We start from the raw sequence: 24,506 nt of genomic DNA on the forward strand, positions 1-24,506 counted from the left end.
CAAGCTTAGTTAAAAGAATAACAATTATCATAAAGGGGCTTTTATATGTTGGGGTTTATTAAAAAGATAATATATTTTATACTTATTTTTTTTATTGGGCTTTTTATAGGGTCTTCATTTTTTGTTAGAGCAGAGTATAACAACTTTATATATGGAGATAGAGCAGTTTTCCAAAGACAAAAGCTTAGTGATTTTATTTTACTTATAGTGATACTAATCTTATTAAGCATAGTCTTGTATTGGTTGTGTTTAAAGCTTAATAAATATAGTAGAAGAGATGTAATTACATTAACTCTCATAGCTAGTTTTATAATTCAAATGGTTATTATAGTTATATTTCCTAAGTTACCTACAGATGACTCTAATGAGGTACTTTCATTGGCTTTAAAAATGTTATACAATAATGATTATTCCTCATTTCAAACCGGTGGATATCTTTATATGTTTCCTTTTAATTTTTCAACGGTATTATATATAAAAATTTTATTATCTATATTTCCAAATAGCTATTTGATTTTAAAAATTTTTAATATATTATTTTCCCTTGTTACAACTTCAATGATTTACTTAATATATAAAGAAGTAAACTATAGGTCAAAAGAAAATGACTATGGTGTTTTAATATTTGCTGCGACGTATATACCATCATTATTTATGAGTAACTATATATATAATGACATTATAGCTGCAGCATTTCTTACTACTGCTGTGTATTTTTTTGTAAGACTTGTAAAAGAAAAGTATATTAAGTATATTATTATTGCATCAATTCTTTTATCAATCGGTAATTACTTTAGAGGAATAGGAGCTATTTTCTTAATAGCGGCGCTTATCTACGTTTTACTAAATACAAAAGAGCTTGGAATTAAGAAGGCAATGATATCCCTTTGTGTAATGGGGCTGATATTTAATATTCCAGGATGGACTGAAAATATTGTTTTACAGGCAACCCATGTTGTAAATCAATCCATCACGAAAAATTCTGCACCTATATCTATGTGGCTTAATATGGGGATTAATAAGGACAAGTTTGGCTTTTGGGACGATATGCAAAGCTACAATATATATCAGGTAAAAGCAAAGTATAATAAAGAAAAAAGTACAGAGTTATTTAAAAAAGAAATTAAAAATAAATTTTCTAATGCAAGTTTTAGTGACTTAGTAAAAATGTATTATAAAAAGATTATATGGATTTGGACGGAAGGAACATATCAAATTGATACATTTGGTATTGGTAATGTAAGAATATTTAAATTAAATCAGAAAAGGATCATTATACAACAACCTTATAGCTACTATACTTTTGCCACAAAATTATTTAAAGGAAATTCAAAATATAGGAGTGGACTATTTTGGATATTATATGTAATGAATTTTCTAATGTATTGTTTCATTTTTATTAGATTAATAAATGAAATGAAAGTTAAAAGATTTGGGGAAGTGTTTTTAATTCTAATAATTTTAGGATTTATTGCATTCTATATTTTGTGGGAAATTAAATCTAGATATATTTATCCAGTATATCCACTATTAATAATTTTATCATATATGGGCTTTAAAGATTCATATGACTTTGTGTCAAAAAGAAATATTTCGCAGCACTTATCATTGCTTAGAAGAAGGTTGTAATGTAATTTTATTTGAAAATTTTTACTAGAATAAGCACGTATATCATCACCTATGAGTGGAAAAAATAAAAACGAGGTGATAACTTATGAAAAAAATTGGCGTAGAAGAAGGATTATCTAACATTGCTAGTTATTTAAAAACTGAGGGTTATTCAGTAGAAACTTTAGGACCAGATATTGAAGGTAATGTTTGCAAGTGCAAAAATTTAGATGCAATTATTACATCAGATCGCAACACAGACATGATGGGGATTAGTGATACTTCTACTAAGATACCTGTTATTAACGCTAGTGGTTTAACACAAGAAGAAGTAAAAAATATGATTCAGCAGAAGACAACTAGATAAATGATTGGATAATAGGATTAAGGAGAGAAATGCCTTAGTCCTATTTTTGGAGCGATATTATAAAAATACAATTAGTTAATTATTTTTATGTCCGCGTATTCGTACTATGAACATATTTTTACATATGATGTTATTTGAAATTGAATACATACTGGATAAATTTTGTAATTAGTATTGAAAACTATACCAATAAGGTATATAATAAATGTATACGATTTGGGTATACATTTAAGAAATATTTTTTACAATATGATTGGTGTAAAAAGGTATTCATTAAACCATATTAAGGGTTACAATTTTAAAACTTATTTGTATCAAAATTCTGTGTTCTTAGTATTTTATTACAAATAGTAGTATATCTATAATTAAAAGGAGGTGTTCTTATGTATTTCACAACTACAAAACAACATGAAATTTTTAGGACAAAAATTAGGGAGTTTGCTGAAGAAGAAGTTAAACCTATTGCATTTATGTTGGATCAGGAAAATAAATTTCCTGCAGAAACAATTCATAAGTTAAAAGATTTAGGAATGATGGGAATTCCATATTCTAAGGATTATGGTGGAGCAGGGTTGGATGTAATCAGCTATGCAATTGCTGTTGAAGAATTATCAAAGGTAGATGGTGGTACAGGTGTAATTCTTTCTGCTCATACATCTTTGGGAACATATCCTATTGCTGCCTATGGAACAGAGGAACAGAAGCAAAAATACTTAGTTCCACTAGCAAAAGGAGAGAAGCTTGGTGCTTTCGGTCTTACTGAAGAAAATGCTGGTAGTGACGCTGGTGGCACAGAGACTACTGCTGTTTTAGAAGGCGATTATTATATTTTAAATGGGGAAAAGATTTTTATTACTAATGGTGGTGAGGCTGATATTTACGTTGTTTTTGCCGTCACTACACCAAATATTGGTATTCATGGTATCAGTGCTTTTATCGTAGAGAAGGGCTATGAAGGTTTTAGTTTTGGCAAACATTATGACAAGATGGGTATTCGTTCTTCTGCTACTGCGGAACTAATTTTTAATGACGTAAAAGTACCAAAAAAAAATTTATTAGGCAAAGAAGGCGAAGGTTTTAAAATTGCTATGGCTACCTTAGATGGTGGACGTATTGGCATTGCAGCTCAGGCTCTTGGTATTGCTCAAGGTGCTTATGAACATGCACTTGAATATTCAAAAGAAAGAATTCAATTTGGTAAACCTATATGTCAGCAGCAAAGCATTGCTTTTAAGTTAGCAGATATGGCAACAAAGCTTAGAGCAGCTAGACTACTTATTTACAGTGCTGCAGAATTAAAGGAGAATCATGAGCATTATAGTATGGAAGCTGCTATGGCAAAACAATATGCTTCAGATGTTTGTCTTAAGATTGTAAACGATTCACTTCAAATATTTGGAGGAAGTGGATATTTAAAAGGAATGGAGGTTGAACGTGCTTATAGAGATGCTAAAATTTGTACAATATATGAGGGAACAAATGAAATTCAGCGTGTAGTTATTGCTGCTCATATAATTGGTAAAATGTCGAAGAGTGAGAGCTCAGGTAGAGCTTATAAGAGAGAATCTGCAACTGGCTATCGTAAAAAAGTGATTTTTAAGGATGGAACTTTGGAAGAGAAAGTTAATGCTCTTGTAGAAGCTCTTAAAAAAGATGGTTATGATTTCACAGTTGGGATTGCGTTGGATACTCCTATAAGTAAGGCTGAAAGAGTGGTTAGTGCAGGTTTAGGCATAGGAGAAAAAGAAAATATGAAGTTAATAGAAGCTTTGGCAGTTCAAGCTGGTGCAGCTATAGGTTCCTCTCGTCCTGTAGCTGAGACGCTTAGATATGTGCCGCTCAACCGTTATGTTGGTATGTCGGGTCAAAAATTTAATGGTAACCTTTATGTTGCCTGTGGAATTTCTGGTGCAGGCCAGCATTTGAAAGGTATAAAGGATGCAACTACAATTGTTGCTATAAATATTGATCCTAATGCTAAGATTTTTAAAAACTCAGATTACGGTATCGTTGGTGATTTAAAAGAAATATTGCCACTTCTAACTAAAGCTTTAGATAATGGGCAGCCGAAGAAGGAGGCTCCACCAATGAAGAAGATGAGGAGAGCAGTTCCAAAGAAAGCTGCTAAAGTTTGGAAGCACTATGTTTGTAACGGATGTGGTTATGAATATGATCCTGGTGTAGGAGATTCAGAAGGGGAAATATCTCCAGGTACACTTTTTGAAAATTTACCAGAAGAATGGACTTGTCCTGCTTGTGGTGAAGAAAAGGACATGTTTATAGAAGTTTAATTTTTATAAGAATATGCTTTTGGCGTAAAGGAGGATTAAGGCCATGTATTGTGTTAGAAAAATAACTGAAGATCTTTATTGGGCTGGTGGAAATGATCACCGCCTTGCATTGTTTGAAAATATTCATCCCATTCCACGAGGTGTTTCCTATAACTCTTACGTACTTTTAGATCAAAAAGCTGTGTTATTTGATACAGTAGATTGGTCAATTTGCCGTCAGTTTCTTGAGAATATTGAAGCAGTTTTAAATGACAGAAACTTAGATTATATGGTAATTAATCATGTGGAACCAGACCATGCAGCTTGCATTGAAGAGATTATTCTTCGTTATCCAGATGCAAAAATTATATGTACTGAAAAGGCTTTTATGTTTATGCATCAGTTTGGATTTCCAATTGATGATAAGGCAATAAAAGTCAAAGAAGGAGATACAATGTCTTTTGGAAAACATAAGGTCGCATTTGTTTCTGCTCCAATGGTGCATTGGCCAGAAGCTATGGTTAGTTATGATACTACAAATGGTGTATTGTTCTCTGCTGATGCTTTTGGATCTTTTGGTGCTTTGGATGGTAAACTATTTAATGATGAGGTAAATTTTGACCGTGATTGGATTGATGATGCTAGAAGATATTATACAAACATTGTAGGTAAGTATGGTCCTCATGTTCAAGCTCTTTTAAAGAAAGCAAGTAATCTTGATATTAAGTTTATTTGCCCACTTCATGGACCAGTATGGCGTAATGATTTTGTATACTTGCTAGATAAGTATGACAAATGGAGTCGTTATGAACCGGAAGAAAAGGGCGTAATGATTGTTTATGCAACAATGTATGGAAACACGGAGTCAGCCGCTAGTGATTTGGCAACAAGATTAGTTAAAAAGGGGATGACGAATGTAGTTATGTATGATGTTTCAAAAACGCATGTATCATATTTGATTTCTGAAACCTTTAAATATAGTCATGTAGTTCTTGCTTCTGTAACTTATAATTTAAAGATTTATCCTCCTATGCTTAACTATATAATGGATATGAAGGCACTAAATCTTCAAAAACGCATATTTGCTATTATAGAAAATGGCTCATGGGCTCCTCAAGCTGGTAAGCTTATGCGTGAACTTTTGGATGAGATGAAAGAAATGACCATTCTAGATAGTGACGTGACAGTAAGCTCAGCTATGAAGGAAGATAACGTGGACTCAATGGAGGCCATTGCCAACAGTATTGTTGATTCAATATAATATTGAGATTTAGGCGGTAATCTATGTGATTTTTGATAAACTTCAATAGTCATAAAAAATGTGATGCCAAGATGAATGGTGCAAAGCTTTAAAGAAGATTCAAGGAACAATCATTGAAGATTTGCTTAAGCGTTATAATGTAATCTAAAGAATATGTGAAAACGGATGTGCAGGCTATTGACAAAATAATATTGAAGTGGTTAAAGTTGAAGTAGAGTAAATAAGTTCATATTAAACACTATGGAGGTTATTATGTCAAGAATAACAAAAGCGCCGGAAGAACGTAGACAAGAAATTATTGAAACGGCACTGCAGATATTTCAAGAAAAGGGATATGAAAATACAACTATTAAAGATATAGCAGGAAGGATGAATGTAGCACAGGGATTATGCTATAGATATTTTAAATCTAAGCAAGAGATATTTGCTGCAACTTCTGATTATTATGCTTTAAATTTTGTAGATCACATTAAGGCACCACTGTTAAATGATAATATTGTTGATAATTTTAATTTGATAATATTAAGGATGCTTGAGTATGCTGTAAAGCATGAAGAATTTGAAGCGGCTTTTAAGAAAGAACCAGAAATAAGTGCAGCACGTTTAGAAAGAATTACAGATCAGGTTGTAGAATTGATGATACCTATAGTTAATAAAGGCGTTGAAAAAGGAATTTTTGAATGTTCGGATGTTCCAACAACGGTAAGATTTTTAACATTTGGATTAGTCAATATTATTCATCATGATATGCCTGAACAAAATATAAAAGATCATATTCTCTCTTTTACTAATGTGATTAAAACTATTTGCAAAAATGTTTTGCAATCAACAGATGAAAATATAGGAGCTAATTGGGATGATTTATAAAAGTTAAAATAATTAAAAAGCATTGTGGAAATACCATGATGCTTTTTTTGACATTAATGGATTTATAAATTATAATTACTTTAGTGAATGAATTCATTCACTAAAGTAATTAAGTTGTCTAAATAGGAAAAGGAGAAATAAATGAGTAATGTATTTTGGAACACAATAGCAAATTATAATTTGAATACGTGGATTATTCAAATTATTTTATTGATTGTATGCATAGCACTTACAATATCATTGTATTTAAAACCAACACCATTTTTAAAAAAATTTATTAAGTTTTATGTTGGAATTATTTTTCTATGGATTGGAATAGTTTTCTTTTATACTTATGGATCTGCAGAAGCAAAAAAATATTTAACAGGATCTTTGTTTGTTATAATTGGAATTTTATGGATCATAGATGTTTTATGGAAAAAGATTGATTTTGTATTTGAAAAAAAGCAAATGATATTTACCTGCATATTTTATGCTTTATGGCTTTTATATCCGGTTATAAGTATGCTATTTGGAAAGAGATACCCATCAATAAGTACTAGTATTATGCCGTGCCCAATGACCGTTTTTTCACTGGCTCTGCTTTGTTCATGCCCTAAAAAAACAAACCTATTTTTAGTAGGGCTGCTAATTATATGGGCATTAACTGGTTTTCCTAAGATATTTATTTTTAATGTACCAGAAGATTCAATTTTATTTGCCAGCGGCATTTATGCAATTATTACTTTTGGAAGCAGAATAATATAGTGAAACTAGCTTAACTACAAATTATATGTGTACCATAATCCCTTTAAGAGTGGTATTTTGGTACATAAATAGTTCAAGTTTCGCAGTAGTTTCACTATAAAAAGTCATCATAAGTAAGTTTTTTTGTACATACTGTATATTGTTAAGGTCTCTATAACACAAGATTTTATAATAGGTTATAGGGGCCTTTTATAAAAGAGTTTTTTCATTAAAACTATATAAAAGTTCATCAAAATTAAATCCAATAGAGGTGATTGAAATGCATAATATAATAAGATTAAATAATATAAATAAAGCCTATGGCATGGTGATAAAGACAAAAGTTTTAAAGGGTATAAATCTTTCTTTTGAAGAGGGAACGTTTAATTCAATCATTGGAGCTTCTGGCAGTGGGAAAAGTACTTTACTAAATATAATGGGAACTTTAGACAGACCTACGGAGGGGGAAGTTTATATAGATGGAATAAGAACAGATACTATGAATAAAGATGAGTTAGCTGAACTTAGAAATAAAACTATAGGTTTTGTATTTCAATTTCATTATTTACTTCCTGAGTTTACTGCTATTGAGAATGTTCTAATCCCCTATATGATTGGAAATTCAAAACCTTCAAAAGAAGTAATAAGAAGGGCTAATGAACTTTTAGAACTAGTTTGTCTTGGAGAAGTTAAAAACAATCTCGTAAATGATATGTCTGGTGGGCAGCAGCAGAGAACAGCTATTGCTAGATCGCTTATAAATAACCCCCAAATTATACTGGCAGATGAACCTACAGGTAATTTAGATTCCGAAGCAACAGAGAATATATATGATCTTTTAAGGGATATCAATAAGAAAATAAAAACCACCTTTGTTGTAATTACTCATGATGATAAAATTGCTGAAAAGGCAGATAGAGTTATAAAAATTAAAGATGGAGTGATAGCCATGGATTCTCTAAAGAAAAGCAGGATGAGAATAATAAAATAGCATTTATATACAAATCATAGTATAATTACACTGATTTTAAAGAAATAAAAAAACTTTAAAACTAAGCGTAATTGATATAATATTAATATAATGAAGTAAAATTATAACTGTAAAACTGTTAAAAGTTATATGGAAGTGATGAGGAATGCTTGAAAATGATATTATGTTTATTTCTATTATCCCAAGCAGGGTAAGAGTTGGAATAATAGGTGGTGGAAGAGGAGCTTATATTAAGGCTCGCAGTTTTATTTATCACAACTGCGAGGTGCAAGTTGTGGCTAGGAATTTCATAAAAGAATTTGAAAGTTTAAGTGGTGTAGAAATAATTCAAGGTGAATATAAAAGTGAATTTATAGAAGATAAGCATATTATAATCATAGCTGTGAAAAAGGGAGAACTTGAAGAAGAGATAATTGCTGACTGCAATAAAAAATCAAAACTGTTTTTTACTTTAAGTGACTTTAAAAGAGGTATGGGAACAGTTCCAGCTCAAGCTTCTTTAGAAAATATAAGCTTTGCTTTGAATACTAAAGGTGGCAATCCTAAAGCAGCAGTTATGTTAAAAGAAGAAGTTAAACATAGTTTAAAAGATTATGATATATTTATAGGTTTCATAAATAATTTAAGAAATAAGGCAAAGAAATTTCATAGGCATAAAACGGAAATAATTAATTTTATAGCTACAAAAGATTATAAATTTATGTGGGAAAAAGGGAAGGCTAGAGAAGTTTTAATGCTGTTTTTTCCCGAAGACGTAATAGGTGAATTATTTGATTGAGGTGAAGTAAAAATATGAGTTTGATTATTGCTACAAGGAAAAGTAAATTAGCTCAAATTCAAACAGAAATAGTAATGGATTTGTTAAAAAAGGTACATGGAATAGAAAGTGAAAAGTTATTAATAACTACAGAGGGAGACAAAAAGCTAAATGTTACTTTAGATAAAATTGGTGGGAAGGGTGTTTTTGTTAAGGAAATTGAAATTGCACTTCTAGAAGAAAAAGCCCATGCCGCTGTTCACAGCATGAAGGATGTACCTTATGCGTTAGATCCAGCTTTGGAAATCGCGGCTATCCCTGAAAGAGAAGATGTTAGAGATGCAGTTATCACTAGAGAAGGAATAGCTTTTGAGGAATTAAAAAAAGGAGCTAAAATAGGTACTAGTAGCATAAGAAGGGCAGTTCAACTTAAAAAGAAGCGTGAGGATTTAGAAATTGTACCAATAAGGGGTAATGTTCAAACAAGGCTCAAAAAGATGAAGGAGGAAAAATTGGATGGAATAATACTAGCAGCTGCCGGTATTAAAAGATTGGGTTTAGAAAGCATTATTTCAACTTATTTAGATCCAAAAGAGTTTTTGCCAGCCGTAGGACAGGGCGCTTTAGCTATAGAAGTTAAGAAAAGCAGCAGCAAAAGGCATTATTTTGATACTTTAGACAATAAGGAGGAGAGATGTAAGCTGGAGGCTGAAAGAAGTTTCATGAGAGAATTGAATGGCGATTGTCATTCTTTAATAGGAACCTATAGTGAACTTGAGGGTTCAGAACTTTATTTATTGGGAACATATGAGGTTAATGGAAAGGTGATAAAAAAGGATTTGGTTGGAAGTAAAGAAGATAGTGTAAGGCTGGGTAAGGAACTAGCTAAGTTAATATTAAAGGCTTAAGGAGAAGAGTATGGGAAAAGTTTATTTAATTGGAGCAGGGCCTGGAGATGAAGAACTTATAACTTTGAAGGCCGTAAGAAAACTAAAGGAATGTACAGCTGTGCTTTATGATAGGCTTGTTGGAAATAATATTTTGAATTATGTAAGTGAAGGCTGTGAAGTTTATTACTGTGGAAAGGAACCAGGTGCACATTACAAAACCCAAGAGGAAATAAATAAGATATTAGTGAAATTGGCTAAAGAAGGTCATATAGTAGGAAGGGTTAAAGGTGGGGATCCATATGTCTTTGGCAGAGGAGGAGAAGAAGCTTCAGAATTAGTTAAAGAAAACATTCCGTTTGAGGTGATCCCAGGAATAACTTCTGCTATAGCTGTATTAAATTATGGAGGTATACCAATAACTCAAAGGGGAATTTCCCAAAGCTTCCATGTAATAACTGGTATGTCTGCTAGTGGTGAAAAGGTTAATTGGCAAGCTGTGGCTAAAGAAACAGGTACTTTGGTGTTTTTAATGGGGTTGGAAAATCTATCGAAAATAGTAGAAAATTTAGTTTATAACGGTAAAAATAAAAGCACGCCAGCTGCCATAATAATGAGAGGAACCTCTTCAAAGCAGAAAAAAGTAGTGGGAATTTTAGAAAATATAGAAGTGAAAAGCAAAAGAGCAGAGCTTAAATCTCCGTGTATAATCGTTGTAGGAGAAGTTGTTAATTTTAATGAAAGTTTAAACTGGTATGAAAGCCAGCCTTTGTTTGGAGCTAATATTTGTGTGACGAGGTCAAAAAAGCAAGCTTCTAGCATAAGATATACTTTAAAGGATTTGGGAGCAGAGGTTACAGAAATAAACTCCATTAAATTTAAATCAACTACATACAATCTAAAAGGATACTTATCAAGGCTTAATCATTATAATCATATAATATTTACTTCTGTAAATGGAGTGGATTTTTTCTTTGAGTATTTAAAAGAACAAAACTATGATATAAGAAACCTTAAGGCAAAGTTTAGTGTTGTTGGAAAGGCTACCTCAAAAGCTTTAAAAGAAAAAGGCGTAATGCCTTTAAAGGTAGCAGAGAAATTTCAAGCAGAGGGACTATTTGAGATTATAAAACCTATACTTAAGCCAGGCGAAAAGGTGCTTATGCCTAGTTCCTCAAAAGCTAGAAATTATTTAGCTCAAGAAATAAGTAAATTGAGTTTAGAGGTAGATAAGGTTAATATTTATGAAACAATAGTAGGCGAAGTTAAAAATACAAGAGCCTTTGACGAAACGGATATAGTTTTATTTACAAGTCCTAGCACTGTTAGAAATATGATAGAACTTGTAGGAATAGAAAAAATAAAGGAGAAGATATCCATAGCTATTGGACCTATAACTCTTGATGTGCTTAAGGAAAATAATATAGGTGCTGTATTATGCCAGGAGCACAGTGAAAAAGGGCTTGTAGAAAAAATACAAGAAGTATGGATGAATTTTGCTGTTAGGGCAAATAAGTGAAGTGAGAAATCTGTATGTAAATTTACCCACAGTTGACTTTTTTAACTTAAATCAACCACAAATCCATTGAGTGGTTGATTTTTTTTGCATACAATATAGATGTAAGAAGGAGGAGATCCTATGAAAGAAATAAACTTAGCAAAAGTACTTGTAAGTAAAAGAAGAGAAAAGGGAATAACACAAGAAGAGCTTGCAAATTATATTGGTGTTTCAAAGGCTTCTGTTTCAAAATGGGAAACAGGCTTAAGTTATCCTGATATTGTTTTTCTGCCGCAGCTTGCAGCATATTTTAACATCAGTGTTGACGAGCTAATTGGATATGAGCCGCAAATGACAAAGGAGGATATAAAAAAGCTTTATCATAAATTAGCCGCTGATTTTGTAGAAAAGCCTTTTGATGGGGTTATAAAACACTGCCGTGAAATTATAAAAAAATATTATTCATGTTTTCCGCTGTTATTGCAAATGGGTATACTTTTACTTAATCACAGTATGCTTTTAAAGGATAGAGAGGAACAAATGGCTTTGCTGAAGGAAGCAAAGGGGCTTTTTATAAGAGTAAAGGTGGAAAGTGAGGATATAGAGTTAACTAGACAGGCATTAAATTTAGAAGCAGCTTGCTTAATATATACTGCTGACCCTAAAGCTGCACTTGAACTGTTAGAGGATGCAAATGATAGGGTAATGATACCTAATGAAACCTTAGCAGCAATGGCATATCAAATGCTTGGTAAAAATGAAAATGCCAAAGAAACTTTGCAAATTAGCATGTATCAATATATATTGAGTTTAATTGATGCCTTTGATCTTTACAGTACTTTTTATATTAATGATAAAGAAAAATATGAAGAAATATTCCGCAGGGTGTTTGCAATTACAGAAGTTTTTAATATGGAAAAACTTCACCCAACATTTTTATTAAAGATTTATATATATGCAGCTCAAGGCTATGCAAGTTTGGGAGAGCAAGATAAAGCCCTGGATATACTAAATAAATATACAGAAATTTCAATAGGCGATATTTATCCAATTAAACTCCATGGAGATGATTTCTTTGACTTATTAGATGATTGGCTTTTGCAGCTTGATCTAGGAGTAAATCCTGTAACGAATGAAAAAACTATAAAACAAAACATGTTGAATTCTGTAATATGTAATCCAAGTTTTGCAGTGCTTAAGGAGAGTTCCCGCTTTAAAAGTATAGTAAAAAAACTAAAAAATAATTGCGAGGAGGCATAAATATGAGTAATCTTTCAGAATATTTACCTTTTTTAATCCCACTTGCTATTATAGAAATTGTTTTGGCAGTTACAGCTCTTATTCATGTACTAAGACACCCAAATTACCGTTTTGGAAATAAAGTAATGTGGATAGTTGTAGTGCTAATTCTTGAATTTATAGGTCCTATTGTTTATTTTACAATAGGTAGAGGTGATGAATAATGAATGTTTTAGAGATTAACGGACTTTATAAAAGTTTTGGAAGCAATGCAGTAATAAATGACCTAAATTTAGTGGTGCCAGAACATTCAATATTTGGTTTCATGGGACAAAATGGTGCAGGAAAGACAACTACAATGAAAATGATACTTGGACTTTTAAGGCCTAATAGTGGAAATATTTACGTGTGCGGTGAAAAAGTCAGTTATGGAGAAACAAAAACTAATCGCAATATAGGTTATCTTCCAGATGTACCTGAATTTTATGGATATATGAAACCTATGCAATATCTTAAGCTATGTGGTGAAATCACTGGCTTATCAAAAAATCAAATTAAGGAAAGAAGCGGAAAACTCCTTTCTTTAGTTGGAATTTCAAATGTAAATAGGAGAATTGGAGAGTTTTCCCGCGGCATGAAGCAGAGGCTTGGAATTGCACAGGCACTTTTAAATGAGCCCAAACTATTAATTTGTGATGAGCCTACTTCGGCACTTGATCCGATTGGTAGAAAGGAAATTCTTGATATTTTGCTGTCTGTAAAAGGAAAAGCTACAGTAATATTTTCAACGCATATTCTTTCTGATGTTGAGCGTATTTGTGATCATGTTGCCATTTTAAATAAAGGGAAAATTGCACTTTCAAGTACTTTTTCGGAGATAAAAGAGCAGTATAGAAGAGATTCTTTTATTATAGATTTCATAAGTGAGAAGGATGCGGTTTGTTTTTATGAGTGTGAAGAATTAAAAGCTTTAAAAGTACAGCTAAAAAGAGATGGATCTGAGATTATAGCTAAGGTTTCAAATATAAAAAATGGTGGTCAATTTTTTATTGACTTATTATCAAAAAAGCAAATAACACCTGTTAAATTTGAAATGATGGAACCAACATTGGAGAGCTTGTTTATGGAGGTGGTAAAATGAGGAATTATATTGCATTTTTAAAAAAAGAGCTTCTCGAAAGTGTTAGGACATACAAGTTTTTTGTTATTATAGCTGTTTTTTTTGCTTTTGGAATGATGAGTCCTCTTGCAGCAAAACTAATGCCAAAGCTTATTTCTTATGCACAAAAGGATGGAATGAAGATATCTATGCCAGAGCCAGCTGCAATTGATTCTTGGAAACAATTTTTTAAGAATATTTCGGGGATGGGGATAATTGTTACTGCTTTAATATTTAGTGGAGTTTTAGCAAATGAGCTGTCTAGAGGGACTTTAATAAATATGCTTACGAAGGGTTTAAATAGAAGTACAGTTATAATATCAAAATTTACTGCTATGATAATAATTTGGACTACAAGCTATGCTTTAGCCTTTACAATGGCTTTCATATATACAGCATATTTATTTAAAAATCATCAAATGCATAATTTGTTATTTTCAATATTTTGTCTATGGCTCTTTGGAGTGTTTTTATTAGCAGTAATTTTATTAGGAGGGGTTCTTGCAAAAAGCAGTTATGGATGCCTTTTTATAACAGGTACAGCTGCTGTGATTTTGATGATTCTTAATGCGTTTCCTAAAATGCAAAAGTACAATCCTTTTTCTCTTTCTTCTAATAATGTAGCTTTACTTACTAATTCAGTAAAGATATCAGAGCTATATTATCCAATTTTTATATCAGGTGTGTTAATATTAGTTTGTGTTATAGGTTCTATTTCAATATTTAATAAGCAGCAAATTTAATATAGTTCAAGTTTCGCAGTAGTTTCACTATAGATAGACAACTTGAAACTTTAAAATTGCAATCTCCAAATTTATCCTGATAAACTGGAATTTGTCGAGCACTATAGTGAAGGGTTTTAACTCACTTCGTTTGTTAAAAAACTAACTTTTTCACATAAGTGAAAAAGTTAGTTTTTTAATGAGCAGGGCGAATTAAAACCCTTCACTCAGCTTGACAAATTGTGGTCTGCAAGGATAAATTTGGCATTGGTAATTTAAACATTTCAGCTTGTTTATCTATAAAGATAAACCACTTTGAAACATAGAAATTATAAGTACCAAATGTATCCTGTTAAATTAAAATTTGTAACAGAGTAGAGAGTAGAATTTTATTAGAATTAATTCATAATTCAGCCTTATTTAGCTTTGCTTATATAATCCAAATCCAGTTATAATCAATTTATCCCAATCAGTTTCTTCATCGGGAATCCAATTATGCTCAATATTAAGTTCTTTTAACCAAGCATTAAGACCACTGCTTTTTTTGCTTACATTTGGTGCTTTCCTACCAAAACTTTCTCTTATCATTTCAAGCAATTCTACTTGTTCTTCTTTTTCTAACTCTTTATTTAGGATTTTTTCTATAGCTTCATGGCATTCTGAATAACATTTATGATCTTCAAGATATATTTCATTAGCTAATAATTGTCTTTTGTTATTTAAAGTATCTCTTACTTTATTTATTTCTTCTACATTTGATAAGTAGTTTCTAGCAATGTTTAGTGCGGCAATATCAGTATCAAGTTTAGTTATGGAGTGTTCTAATTTTTCATTTCGCATTTTAATATCCTCACCTTACGTTTTTTATTAGTCATTAATTAACGACAATAAATAATTATATCATTAATTATTATAAAATGAAACTTTGTAAATTTTATTGACAACGTTTAGACAAGATGGTATTTTAAAAGTGATAGAATTCAATCAATAATAAACAAAAACGAAAATTTAATGGAAGAAGGAATTAATTTGATGTATGGAGCTATTGAAGCTGGTGGAACAAAATTTGTTTGCGCTGTAAGTGATGAAAAATTAAATATTTTGGAAAGAGTAAGCATTAAAACAACAGTCCCAGCAGAAACTATGAATTTGGTGTTTGAATTTTTTGACAAATTTAAAGTGGAAGCGGTTGGCATAGGCTCTTTTGGTCCTATTGATGTAAATAAAAAGTCTAAAACATATGGTTATATAACCAACACTCCAAAAAAAGGCTGGGCCAACTATGATTTTGTAGGGGCTATGAAGAAAAGATACAATGTACCAATAGGTTGGACTACAGATGTTAATGCAGCAGCTTTAGGAGAATTAAAAAAAGGTGCTGCTGTTGGACTAGACAGTTGTATTTATCTAACTGTTGGAACAGGAATAGGTGGGGGAGCAGTGGTTAATGGTAAGCTCCTTGAAGGATATGGTCATCCAGAAATGGGACATGTATTGGTTAGAAAACATGAAGCTGATAAATATGCTGGAAATTGTCCATTTCATGAGACTTGTTTAGAAGGGGTTGCAGCTGGTCCAGCCATAGAAGCAAGATGGGGCAAAAAAGCATATGATTTAACAGATAAAGATGAAGTATGGGAAATTGAAGCATATTATCTTGCACAAGCTCTTATGACATATACGCTAATATTGAGCCCAGAACGTATTATCTTAGGTGGTGGTGTAATGAAGCAGCTTCAATTATTTCCACTTGTAAGAAAAGAATTGGAAAAGCTTATGGCCAATTATGTTTCTATGCCTAATTTAGATGAATATATTGTACCTCCAGCACTTGGTGATAATGCAGGTATTACAGGGTGTCTATTATTAGCTAAGGACAGTATCTAAAAAAATTAAGCTATGTTTTAAAAGAATGTTCATAAAAATTCATGTCATTAATGAAGTACAATAACTTAAAGTAAAAAATTGCAGGTAAAATAATTTACCTGCAATTTTTTTGAAGTAAATATTTTGGGAAAATTTGTAAAAATGTTATTTTTGCACTATATTAATAATTATAAAGCAATTTAGATAATAAATTGTTAAGAAATAAGCAATAATTTTATCAATAATGTTGACATTTTATTTTATGAATGATAATATAATTATAAAATAAAGTTTCAAAATTATCTAAAAGGGTTTGAGGTGTAGAAATGAATTCATATTTAGAGAGTCTTATCACAGAGCAAGTAAACAGCAGCACTAAGAATATTGATACTATGAGTACAATTGAAATACTTAATTCCATAAATAATGAAGATATTAAAGTTGCCTATGCTGTTAAGAAGGAAATCCCAAGTATTGTTAAGGCTGTTGATATTGTCAGTGAAAAATTAAAAAATAATGGAAGGCTTTTTTATATTGGGGCAGGAACTAGTGGAAGGCTTGGAATCTTGGATGCTTCGGAATGTCCCGCGACGTATAGTACTGATCCAGAAATAGTACAAGGAATTATAGCTGGTGGAAGTAATGCTGTTTTTACATCAATTGAAGGAGCTGAAGATGATGAGGATAAAGGAAAAAGTATTATAAAAGAAAGAGGCATAAATTCAAAAGATGTTGTAATAGGAATAACAGCAAGTGGACGAACTCCTTTTGTAATTGGAGCTATGAAAGCGGCTAAAAGAAATGGAATTACAACTATAGGAATAAGTAATAATAAAAATTCCATGATAAATGAAGAAGTGGACATTAAAATTAATCCTATTGTAGGACCAGAGGTTATTATGGGTTCCACAAGAATGAAAGCTGGAACTTCACAAAAGCTTATTCTTAATATGATAACTACCGCCTCGATGGTGAAACTTGGAAAAGTATATGGAAATCTTATGATTGATCTTCAACTTACCAATAAAAAGTTGTTGGATAGAGCAGTCAGAATAATTGAATACGCTGCAAATGTAAAAAGCGAGAAGGCTAAAGAATATTTAGAAAAATCAGATTTTAATCCTAAAATTGCCATTGTAATGTTAAAGACTGGTGAAGAGAAGGATAAGTCTAAAGAATTACTACAAAAAGAAAATGGATTTGTGACAAAAGCCATAGAAGCATATTTTAAATAAGGCATTTATATAAATACTAAAACAATTAAATTAAGGGGGAAAAATATGAAAAATAAATTAATTGCCTTTTCCGTGATTGCAGCTGTGATTTCTTCGATAGCACTTACCGGATGTGGAAGCAAGACTACTATTGTAAAGGATAGTGCTGAACCTAAGGTGGAAAATGTTATAAAAGTAACTAAAGCTTCAGATAAGAGTAAAATTCCTGAAGCAGCCAAGAAAAGAAAGGATACTTTAATAATAGGAAATGGAGTGCCAGGAGGAAATTTTGTAAGCTTTTATGCTCAAACGCTTACTGATGCTTATATTAGTGATGCTGTTACTGATGGTTTGGTAGATTGGGATGATAATGGAAAACCAATTCCAGGTATAGCTAAAAAATGGGATATATCAAGTGATGGGCTTACTTATACTTTTCATTTAAGAGATGATGTTAAATTTAGTGATGGTAAACCACTTACAGCTGAAGATGTTAAGTTTTCCTTACAATTAGTATTTGATCCTAGTTTCTCAGGGGCAGTAGATCACACAGCGATACCAATTAAGGGTGGAGAAGTCTTTAATAAAGGAACTGCCAAGGATATTGAAGGGATAAAAGTTAAAGATCCATATACAATATCGGTTACACTTGAAAAACCTAATTCATCAATACTATATCTCATAGGTACAACCATTATTTCAAAGGATTATTTTGGCAAAGATTATACACCAGGAAATACTAAAGGAGTTGAAGCAAAACTTCAAAATCCTGTAGGCTGTGGCGCATATGAAGTTACTAAATATGTACCTGGACAGGAAGTTGATCTTACAGCTAATAAGTATTATTGGAAAGGTACACCTAAAATTAAAAATTTGATATTTAAAGCCACAACTGAAGAAAACAAAATGCAGAATTTAGCTTCTGGGGAAACTGATATAGATACATTTGATGGTACTCCTGAAAATATAAGTCAGTTAAAATCAATGGGATTTGTTGATTTAACAACTTTTCCTTCTTCAAGTATTTTTTATATAGGTGTAAATTGTAAAGATCCAAAGTTTAGTGACAAAAAAGTACGTCAAGCACTTGAATATGGATTGAATAGAGAACAAATGGCTAAGACAGTTTTCAAAGGAAATGCTTATATAATAAATGAACCACAGTCTAAAGCAAATCCATCTTACACAAAAGATGTTAATAACTACAATTATAATGTTGATAAGGCAAATAAACTTCTTGATGAAGCAGGATGGAAAAAAGGTTCTGATGGTATAAGAGAAAAAGATGGCAAAAAATTTGTAATTCATTTGATGTCTTCATCAACTAATGCTGCGCACAAACTAGAAATACCAATTATAAAGGATAATTATAAAAAGCTTGGCATAGATGTTGAGCCTCAGCTTATGGATCTTAATACACTTTTAAGCAAAACAGATAAAAAAGATTTTGAAGCATACTTAATGGGAACTTCCTTGGGAGCTGATGCTTTATCTTCAAATTTAGCTGCAAACTTTAAAACAGGTGCTCCAAGTAACAATATGTCCTATTCAAACTCAAAAGTAGATGAACTTATCGGGCAGGATTATGAAGAAAATAATGAAACTAAAAGAACTGCTATTGAACAAAAGATATTCAAGACTATTAACGAGGATTTACCATTTATATTTACTTACCAACCACAAACCGTATGGGCATGTAATTCAAGAGTAAGTGGAATTAAATTTTTACCTTATAAATCTTACCCTCATAGCCTCTTTAAAGCAGAAGTAAAGTAGAACATTTTTTAAGTAGCAAGTAATAAAATTTATAAACATTCTATTGCTTGCTGCTTAAACATATTTATTATTTAGGATGAAATTACATAGATTTTTACATATTAAAATAGCACGTAGAATAAAAAGGAGGATTATAAATGTTACGATATATAGTGAAAAGGCTGCTTCAAATGATTCCTATACTTATAGGAGTTTCAATACTTATATTTTTAGTATTTTCACTTGCACCAGGAGACATAGTTGATAATATGGGTGTAAATAGTCATATGACTACAGCCAAAGCAGCTCAATTAAGGCATTTGTACCATCTTGATCAGTCAAAACCTATGCAGTATTTGTATTGGCTAAAGGAGGCTTTAACCGGAAATTTCGGATATTCACTTGATTATAGACAACCTGTAAGTACAGTTATAAAAAGCTATATATGGAACTCATTTGCTCTTTCCTTTGCAGCTTTTATAGCAGCTATACTTATTGCAATACCTATAGGAATTATATCTGCTACTAAGCAGTACTCAATTTTTGATTCTGTTTTTACAGTTATAGCCCTTATAGGAATATCAATACCAGCATTTTTTACAGGTTTACTTCTTATAAAATGGTTGTGTATTGATGTTAATTTATTTCCAGTATCAGGGATGACAACCTCTGGCAGCAATGCTGTAGGTATAAAAAGATTAGGAGATATAGCTTACCATATGTTTTTACCATTTATAGTACTTACCTTTGAAAGCGTTGCAAGTCTTATGAGATATATGAGAACAAGTATGCTTGAGGTTATAAGACAGGACTATATAGTGACGGCTAGAGCAAAGGGGTTGAAGGAAAGCATTGTTATATATAAACATGCTCTTAAAAATAGTTTGATTCCTGTAATAACAATACTTGGAATGTGGATTCCAGGATTATTTTGTGGAGCTATAATAACAGAACAAATATTTTCATGGCCGGGCATCGGTAGAGTGGCACTTCAGGCAGTAAGTCATAGAGATTATCCTCTCCTCATGGGTTTTAATATGCTAATTGCAGTACTTACTCTTCTTGGAAATTTAGTTGCAGATGTTACTTATGCCGTTGTTGATCCTAGAATTAGGCTTGAAGAATAAGGGGGTATTGTAGTGGAAAGTAAAGTAAATGCTAATATAAAAACAGTAAACGTTGATGATAAAATTATAAGCCCTGCAAGAATGGCATGGAATAGATTAAAAAAGAATAAACTTGCGTTAGCAGGGTTGTTTATAATTATATTTATGATTTTATTTGCAGTTGTAGGTCCTATAATATCTCCATATACTACTGAAACTATGGATTATAATAATCCAACTGTGGGCCCAGGTCTTAAACATTTACTTGGAACAGATGAACTTGGGAGAGATGTGCTTACAAGACTTATGTATGCAGGAAGAATATCATTGGCAGTTGGTGCAGCTGCTGTTGTTGTTGAAATAGTTGTTGGAAGTGCGCTTGGTGCTATTTCTGGATTTTACGGCGGAATAATAGATAACATAATTATGAGAATAGCAGATATCTTCATGTGTGTTCCATTTTTTCCAATATTAATTACTCTTGCGGCGCTTTTTAGTGATTTAAAGATTCAATCTCAATATAAAGTTCCTTTTTTAATGTTTATAATAGGAATACTTTCTTGGCCTGGATTAAGCCGTATTGTAAGAGGGCAAATACTTACCTTAAGAGAACAAGAATTTATGCTTGCCACAAACTGTTTAGGACTTAAGGATAGAAAGAAAATATTTAAACATCTTCTTCCAAATACAATTCCATCAATTATTGTATCAGCTACACTTAATATTGGTAGTGCAATTTTAACAGAATCTTCTCTTAGCTTTTTGGGCTTAGGAGTTGTTCCACCAACACCATCTTGGGGAAATATGGTTCAATCAGTAAGTGATTTATATAAGCTTCAACATTATCCATGGCTTTGGATGCCGGCAGGTATATGTATATTATTTACTGTTATAGCTATAAATCTTTTTGGTGATGGGCTTAGAGATGCTTTAGATCCAAAACTAAAAAGATAGGAGGAGATAGAATGTCAAAAGATTTGCTTGAGGTTAAAAATCTTAAAACATATTTTCATACGGAAGAAGGGATAGTAAAGGCTGTTGATGATGTAAGTTTTAAAATCAAGAAAAAAGAGACTTTGGCAGTGGTCGGAGAATCAGGATGTGGTAAAAGTATTACTGCAATGTCTATAATGCGATTAGTTCCAAAGCCTATAGGTAAAATAGAGAGCGGAGAAATAATATTTGAAGGTAAAGATATACTTACTATGGATAAAAATGATATAAGAGATGTAAGAGGAAATCAAATATCTTTAATATTTCAGGAACCAATGACTTCATTAAACCCAGTTTTTACTATAGGATACCAAATTGAAGAAGTACTCATATTACATAAAAGGCTTACAAAAAAAGAAGCAAGAGAGGAGACCATAAAATTACTTTCAATGGTAAGGGTACCAAGGGCTGAGGAAATAGTAGATTGTTACCCTTACGAGTTAAGCGGTGGAATGAGACAAAGAGTGGTAATAGCTATGGCAATAGCTTGCAATCCTAAACTTTTAATAGCAGATGAACCTACTACAGCATTAGATGTTACCATTCAAGCACAAATATTAGATATTATGAGGGAACTTAAAGAAAAGATAAATACATCTATTATGTTAATAACTCATGATCTTGGAGTAGTTGCTGAAATGGCAGATTATGTAGTTGTAATGTATTCTGGGAAAATAGTTGAAGAGGCACCCGTTATTGAACTTTACGAAAATCCAAAGCATCCTTATACTATAGGACTTTTAAAGTCGAAACCTGTGATAAATAAATTACAAAGTGAACTATATTCTATTAAAGGCCAAGTACCTAATCCGCTGGAAATGCCTGAAGGCTGCTATTTTAATCCAAGATGTAAAATGGCAAAAGACATATGTAGAAAGAAGAGACCAAGTTTAAAGGAAGTTGGAGAAGGACACAGCGTTTCATGCTGGCTTTATGGGGAGGGAAAATAATTGGAAGAGGCTGTTTTAAAAGTTAGACACTTAAAAAAATATTTTCCAATCAAGAGTGGATTTTTTAGAAAAACTACGGGATATGTGAAGAGTGTTGATGATATATCTTTTGATATTGGAAAAAATGAGATTATGGGTTTAGTTGGTGAATCGGGCTGCGGCAAGACAACTACAGGTAGAACTATACTAAGGCTCATGGAAAAAACAGGGGGAGAGGTTTTATATAATGGCAAGGATATTTTTAGTATGGATAAGAAGAGTATACTAAAATTGAGACCTGAAATGCAAATGATATTTCAAGATCCATACAGCTCATTAAATCCAAGAATGACTGTAGGAGAAACTGTTGGAGAGGCACTTTTAGATCATGGACTTTGTTCAAAAAGTGAAGTTGATGAAAGAGTTAAAGAAATAATAACAGCATGTGGCCTTGCTCCATATCATATAAAAAGATTTCCACATCAATTTTCTGGTGGTCAAAGACAAAGAATAGGAATAGCTCGTGCACTTATACTAAATCCTAAATTTATAGTTGCAGACGAACCAGTATCGGCTTTAGATGTTTCTATACAGGCGCAGATTATAAATTTACTTATTAAACTTCAAAGGGAAAAGGGATTTTCGTGTCTTTTTATATCACATGATCTTAGTGTTGTGGAGTATATATGCCAAAAGGTTGGAGTTATGTATTTAGGAAATATGGTTGAACTTGCAGAAAATGAAGAATTATTTAAAAATCCACTGCATCCGTATACTAAAGCTCTTCTTTCAGCAGTTCCAGTTCCAGATCCTAAATTTAAAAGAAATAGAATAATTCTTAAAGGTGATATACCAAGTCCAGCAAACCCTCCCTCTGGGTGTAAATTTCACACAAGATGCAATTATGCTACTGATAGATGCTCAAATGAAATTCCTGAATATAGGGAAATTGATAAAAATCATTTTGTAGCATGCCATTTATATTAGGAGGTGTTTGTTATTAAAATTCAAAACGCTGAAAAAAGTATGAGTAATGAGGATATACCCATTAATAAAATAAAAATTCATTTTAAAGATTTTTTAGCATTGACTATTGCGTCAATCCAAGTGTTGGTACCTATTTTTTTAGCTATTTTTGCGGTATTCGTATTATTGGCCTTTTTGCTTATGAAATTTTGGGTGAAATAAAGAGTGACTTTAAAGAAAGAAGTGAATTTTATGTTTATCAATATGGATAAGCTTAATAAAGCTTTTGAGCTTATAAACGATGGAGTTTTAAAAGGAGATTTTCCAGGTGCAGTAGCAGCTGTAGGAAATAAAGAAGGTATAATAAAAGTGGAGAACTTTGGAAGCAGGTGCTTATACCCAGAAAAATTGCCTATGAGCAAAGACACTCTGTTTGATTTAGCTTCTTTGACTAAGGTTGTGGCTACGAATACTTTATTTATGATTTTTTTAGAAAAAGGACTTATTTCGGTTTATGATAGTGTAGATTATTATTTAAGTGAATTTAAAGGAACCTATAAGGAGAATGTAACTATATTTAATTTGTTAACGCATACTGCTGGTTTTGTACCATTTAAGCCACTTTATGAGCTCTGCAGTAATTACGAGGATGCTATAGGCTATATATGTTGGCTTGAACTTGATTATAAGCCTGGTACAAGATGCATATATAGCGATTTTAGCTACATTTTACTTGGCTATATACTTGAAAAGATAGGCGGTGCAAGGCTTAATGTTTTATGCAAAAAATATATTTTTGAACCTCTTCAAATGGGAGATACAGCCTTTAATCCTAAAGGGGATAATATAGCTGCAACAGAAATAGATGGCAGCACTAAAAAGCCTTTTATTGGCATCTGTCACGATGAAAATGGAAGATTTTTTGATGGTATATCAGGTCATGCTGGATTATTTTCTAACATAGATGATTTATGTAAATTTTCAAATATGCTTATAAATAAGGGAAATAATTTTATATCTTATGCCTCTTTTAGGGCTATGACCACTAATCATACTTTTGGCCTTGAAGACAATAGGGGATATGGTTGGTCTATCAAAGGAGATAAAAATTCTTCAGCAGGAGATATAGCATTTCCAGAAGCTTTTGGACATACTGGGTTTACGGGGACTTCACTTTGGGTTGATGTAAAAAATGATATATATATAATACTCTTAACAAATAGAGTTCATCCTACGAGGGATAATCTTAATATAATAAGATTTAGAAGGCTTTTTAGTAATGCTGTGCTGGCCACACTTGGTTAGAGTACAAAGTTTTACTATAT

General features: G+C 31.8%; 23 protein-coding genes. 22 read left to right on the plus strand and 1 reads right to left on the minus strand.

The features are described 5' to 3' along the window. The first annotated feature begins 45 nt into the window (after positions 1-45). The 14 genes from LQK79_RS03135 (at position 46) to LQK79_RS03200 (ending at position 14,373) form a co-directional block, all read left to right on the plus strand. Entirely contained in the window at positions 46-1,629 is a 1,584-nt protein-coding gene (locus LQK79_RS03135) for a glycosyltransferase family 39 protein (RefSeq protein WP_231015513.1), read from the plus strand. 85 nt (positions 1,630-1,714) lie between these two features. Then, positions 1,715-1,975, plus strand: coding sequence for a YkuS family protein (locus LQK79_RS03140; RefSeq protein WP_231015514.1), 261 nt, complete (start codon positions 1,715-1,717; stop codon positions 1,973-1,975). Between the two features lie 383 nt (positions 1,976-2,358). Further along, the gene (locus tag LQK79_RS03145) at positions 2,359-4,266 is read left to right on the plus strand and encodes an acyl-CoA dehydrogenase family protein (RefSeq protein WP_084756881.1); all 1,908 of its coding nucleotides are present in this window, start codon (positions 2,359-2,361) and stop codon (positions 4,264-4,266) included. 43 nt (positions 4,267-4,309) lie between these two features. Continuing rightward, on the plus strand, positions 4,310-5,506 hold the full coding sequence (locus tag LQK79_RS03150; RefSeq protein WP_053241446.1) for an FprA family A-type flavoprotein: 1,197 nt from the start codon (positions 4,310-4,312) through the stop codon (positions 5,504-5,506). A 252-nt stretch (positions 5,507-5,758) separates the two neighbouring features. Beyond that, positions 5,759-6,373, plus strand: a complete 615-nt coding sequence (locus LQK79_RS03155) for a TetR/AcrR family transcriptional regulator (protein ID WP_053241447.1) — start codon at positions 5,759-5,761, stop codon at positions 6,371-6,373. A gap of 141 nt (positions 6,374-6,514) precedes the next feature. Then, positions 6,515-7,120, plus strand: a complete 606-nt coding sequence (locus LQK79_RS03160) for a DUF6064 family protein (protein ID WP_231015515.1) — start codon at positions 6,515-6,517, stop codon at positions 7,118-7,120. Between the two features lie 259 nt (positions 7,121-7,379). Beyond that, on the plus strand, positions 7,380-8,090 hold the full coding sequence (locus LQK79_RS03165) for an ABC transporter ATP-binding protein (RefSeq protein ID WP_231015516.1): 711 nt from the start codon (positions 7,380-7,382) through the stop codon (positions 8,088-8,090). 145 nt (positions 8,091-8,235) lie between these two features. Then, on the plus strand, positions 8,236-8,868 hold the full coding sequence (locus tag LQK79_RS03170; RefSeq protein ID WP_231015517.1) for an NAD(P)-dependent oxidoreductase: 633 nt from the start codon (positions 8,236-8,238) through the stop codon (positions 8,866-8,868). Between the two features lie 14 nt (positions 8,869-8,882). After that, positions 8,883-9,755: a hydroxymethylbilane synthase gene (hemC, locus tag LQK79_RS03175; protein WP_231015518.1), complete on the plus strand. Its 873-nt coding sequence runs from the start codon at positions 8,883-8,885 to the stop codon at positions 9,753-9,755. 10 nt (positions 9,756-9,765) lie between these two features. Beyond that, on the plus strand, positions 9,766-11,253 hold the full coding sequence (gene cobA / locus LQK79_RS03180; RefSeq protein ID WP_231015519.1) for a uroporphyrinogen-III C-methyltransferase: 1,488 nt from the start codon (positions 9,766-9,768) through the stop codon (positions 11,251-11,253). A 120-nt stretch (positions 11,254-11,373) separates the two neighbouring features. Further along, positions 11,374-12,492 (plus strand): helix-turn-helix domain-containing protein, encoded by a 1,119-nt coding sequence (locus LQK79_RS03185; RefSeq protein WP_231015520.1) that lies wholly within the window; start codon positions 11,374-11,376, stop codon positions 12,490-12,492. A gap of 2 nt (positions 12,493-12,494) precedes the next feature. Beyond that, entirely contained in the window at positions 12,495-12,695 is a 201-nt protein-coding gene (locus LQK79_RS03190; protein WP_157055676.1) for a PLD nuclease N-terminal domain-containing protein, read from the plus strand. After that, entirely contained in the window at positions 12,695-13,612 is a 918-nt protein-coding gene (locus tag LQK79_RS03195; RefSeq protein ID WP_231015521.1) for an ABC transporter ATP-binding protein, read from the plus strand. The genes LQK79_RS03190 and LQK79_RS03195 overlap by 1 nt, the downstream gene beginning before the upstream one ends. Further along, the gene (locus tag LQK79_RS03200; RefSeq protein ID WP_231015522.1) at positions 13,609-14,373 is read left to right on the plus strand and encodes an ABC transporter permease; all 765 of its coding nucleotides are present in this window, start codon (positions 13,609-13,611) and stop codon (positions 14,371-14,373) included. The genes LQK79_RS03195 and LQK79_RS03200 overlap by 4 nt, the downstream gene beginning before the upstream one ends. Before the next feature lie 399 nt (positions 14,374-14,772). Here LQK79_RS03200 and LQK79_RS03205 read toward each other — a convergent pair whose 3' ends face one another. Further along, positions 14,773-15,192, minus strand: a complete 420-nt coding sequence (locus LQK79_RS03205) for a hypothetical protein (protein WP_231015523.1) — start codon at positions 15,190-15,192, stop codon at positions 14,773-14,775. A gap of 171 nt (positions 15,193-15,363) precedes the next feature. Between LQK79_RS03205 and LQK79_RS03210 the strand changes: the two genes are divergently transcribed. The 8 genes from LQK79_RS03210 to LQK79_RS03245 all read left to right on the plus strand — a co-directional run bounded on the left by LQK79_RS03210 (position 15,364) and on the right by LQK79_RS03245 (position 24,486). Beyond that, complete coding sequence (locus LQK79_RS03210) at positions 15,364-16,239, plus strand: ROK family protein (RefSeq protein WP_456237098.1); 876 nt, start codon at positions 15,364-15,366, stop codon at positions 16,237-16,239. A 305-nt stretch (positions 16,240-16,544) separates the two neighbouring features. Next, positions 16,545-17,453 carry an N-acetylmuramic acid 6-phosphate etherase gene (gene murQ / locus LQK79_RS03215; protein WP_231015524.1) on the plus strand — a complete coding sequence of 303 codons (909 nt, stop codon included), beginning with the start codon at positions 16,545-16,547 and terminating at the stop codon, positions 17,451-17,453. Positions 17,454-17,498: 45 nt separating this feature from the next. Continuing rightward, positions 17,499-19,208 carry an ABC transporter substrate-binding protein gene (locus tag LQK79_RS03220; RefSeq protein ID WP_231015525.1) on the plus strand — a complete coding sequence of 570 codons (1,710 nt, stop codon included), beginning with the start codon at positions 17,499-17,501 and terminating at the stop codon, positions 19,206-19,208. Between the two features lie 137 nt (positions 19,209-19,345). Further along, positions 19,346-20,314: an ABC transporter permease gene (locus LQK79_RS03225; RefSeq protein WP_231015526.1), complete on the plus strand. Its 969-nt coding sequence runs from the start codon at positions 19,346-19,348 to the stop codon at positions 20,312-20,314. A gap of 12 nt (positions 20,315-20,326) precedes the next feature. Then, the gene (gene opp4C / locus LQK79_RS03230; RefSeq protein ID WP_231015527.1) at positions 20,327-21,247 is read left to right on the plus strand and encodes an oligopeptide ABC transporter permease; all 921 of its coding nucleotides are present in this window, start codon (positions 20,327-20,329) and stop codon (positions 21,245-21,247) included. Between the two features lie 11 nt (positions 21,248-21,258). After that, positions 21,259-22,236 (plus strand): ABC transporter ATP-binding protein, encoded by a 978-nt coding sequence (locus LQK79_RS03235; protein WP_231015528.1) that lies wholly within the window; start codon positions 21,259-21,261, stop codon positions 22,234-22,236. Beyond that, positions 22,237-23,202, plus strand: a complete 966-nt coding sequence (locus LQK79_RS03240) for an ABC transporter ATP-binding protein (RefSeq protein ID WP_231015529.1) — start codon at positions 22,237-22,239, stop codon at positions 23,200-23,202. 243 nt (positions 23,203-23,445) lie between these two features. After that, entirely contained in the window at positions 23,446-24,486 is a 1,041-nt protein-coding gene (locus LQK79_RS03245) for a serine hydrolase domain-containing protein (RefSeq protein ID WP_231015530.1), read from the plus strand. Positions 24,487-24,506: the final 20 nt, after the last annotated feature.

Origin of the sequence: Clostridium guangxiense, from assembly GCF_021043395.1 — a bacterium.
Taxonomy (GTDB): domain Bacteria; phylum Bacillota; class Clostridia; order Clostridiales; family Clostridiaceae; genus Clostridium_S; species Clostridium_S guangxiense.

Excerpts from the sequence above, each read along its gene's own strand:
- LQK79_RS03165 (WP_231015516.1), top strand. The coding sequence starts at position 7,380 with ATGCATAATATAATAAGATTAAATAATATAAATAAAGCCTATGGCATG.
- LQK79_RS03135 (WP_231015513.1), top strand. The coding sequence starts at position 46 with ATGTTGGGGTTTATTAAAAAGATAATATATTTTATACTTATTTTTTTT.
- LQK79_RS03185 (WP_231015520.1), top strand. The coding sequence starts at position 11,374 with ATGAAAGAAATAAACTTAGCAAAAGTACTTGTAAGTAAAAGAAGAGAA.
- LQK79_RS03140 (WP_231015514.1), top strand. The coding sequence starts at position 1,715 with ATGAAAAAAATTGGCGTAGAAGAAGGATTATCTAACATTGCTAGTTAT.
- LQK79_RS03205 (WP_231015523.1), bottom strand. The coding sequence starts at position 15,192 with ATGCGAAATGAAAAATTAGAACACTCCATAACTAAACTTGATACTGAT.
- LQK79_RS03145 (WP_084756881.1), top strand. The coding sequence starts at position 2,359 with ATGTATTTCACAACTACAAAACAACATGAAATTTTTAGGACAAAAATT.
- LQK79_RS03245 (WP_231015530.1), top strand. The coding sequence starts at position 23,446 with ATGGATAAGCTTAATAAAGCTTTTGAGCTTATAAACGATGGAGTTTTA.
- LQK79_RS03210 (WP_456237098.1), top strand. The coding sequence starts at position 15,364 with ATGGAAGAAGGAATTAATTTGATGTATGGAGCTATTGAAGCTGGTGGA.
- murQ (WP_231015524.1), top strand. The coding sequence starts at position 16,545 with ATGAATTCATATTTAGAGAGTCTTATCACAGAGCAAGTAAACAGCAGC.
- LQK79_RS03190 (WP_157055676.1), top strand. The coding sequence starts at position 12,495 with ATGAGTAATCTTTCAGAATATTTACCTTTTTTAATCCCACTTGCTATT.
- cobA (WP_231015519.1), top strand. The coding sequence starts at position 9,766 with ATGGGAAAAGTTTATTTAATTGGAGCAGGGCCTGGAGATGAAGAACTT.
- LQK79_RS03155 (WP_053241447.1), top strand. The coding sequence starts at position 5,759 with ATGTCAAGAATAACAAAAGCGCCGGAAGAACGTAGACAAGAAATTATT.
- LQK79_RS03220 (WP_231015525.1), top strand. The coding sequence starts at position 17,499 with ATGAAAAATAAATTAATTGCCTTTTCCGTGATTGCAGCTGTGATTTCT.
- hemC (WP_231015518.1), top strand. The coding sequence starts at position 8,883 with ATGAGTTTGATTATTGCTACAAGGAAAAGTAAATTAGCTCAAATTCAA.
- LQK79_RS03195 (WP_231015521.1), top strand. The coding sequence starts at position 12,695 with ATGAATGTTTTAGAGATTAACGGACTTTATAAAAGTTTTGGAAGCAAT.
- LQK79_RS03150 (WP_053241446.1), top strand. The coding sequence starts at position 4,310 with ATGTATTGTGTTAGAAAAATAACTGAAGATCTTTATTGGGCTGGTGGA.
- LQK79_RS03235 (WP_231015528.1), top strand. The coding sequence starts at position 21,259 with ATGTCAAAAGATTTGCTTGAGGTTAAAAATCTTAAAACATATTTTCAT.
- LQK79_RS03200 (WP_231015522.1), top strand. The coding sequence starts at position 13,609 with ATGAGGAATTATATTGCATTTTTAAAAAAAGAGCTTCTCGAAAGTGTT.
- LQK79_RS03160 (WP_231015515.1), top strand. The coding sequence starts at position 6,515 with ATGAGTAATGTATTTTGGAACACAATAGCAAATTATAATTTGAATACG.
- LQK79_RS03225 (WP_231015526.1), top strand. The coding sequence starts at position 19,346 with ATGTTACGATATATAGTGAAAAGGCTGCTTCAAATGATTCCTATACTT.
- LQK79_RS03170 (WP_231015517.1), top strand. The coding sequence starts at position 8,236 with ATGCTTGAAAATGATATTATGTTTATTTCTATTATCCCAAGCAGGGTA.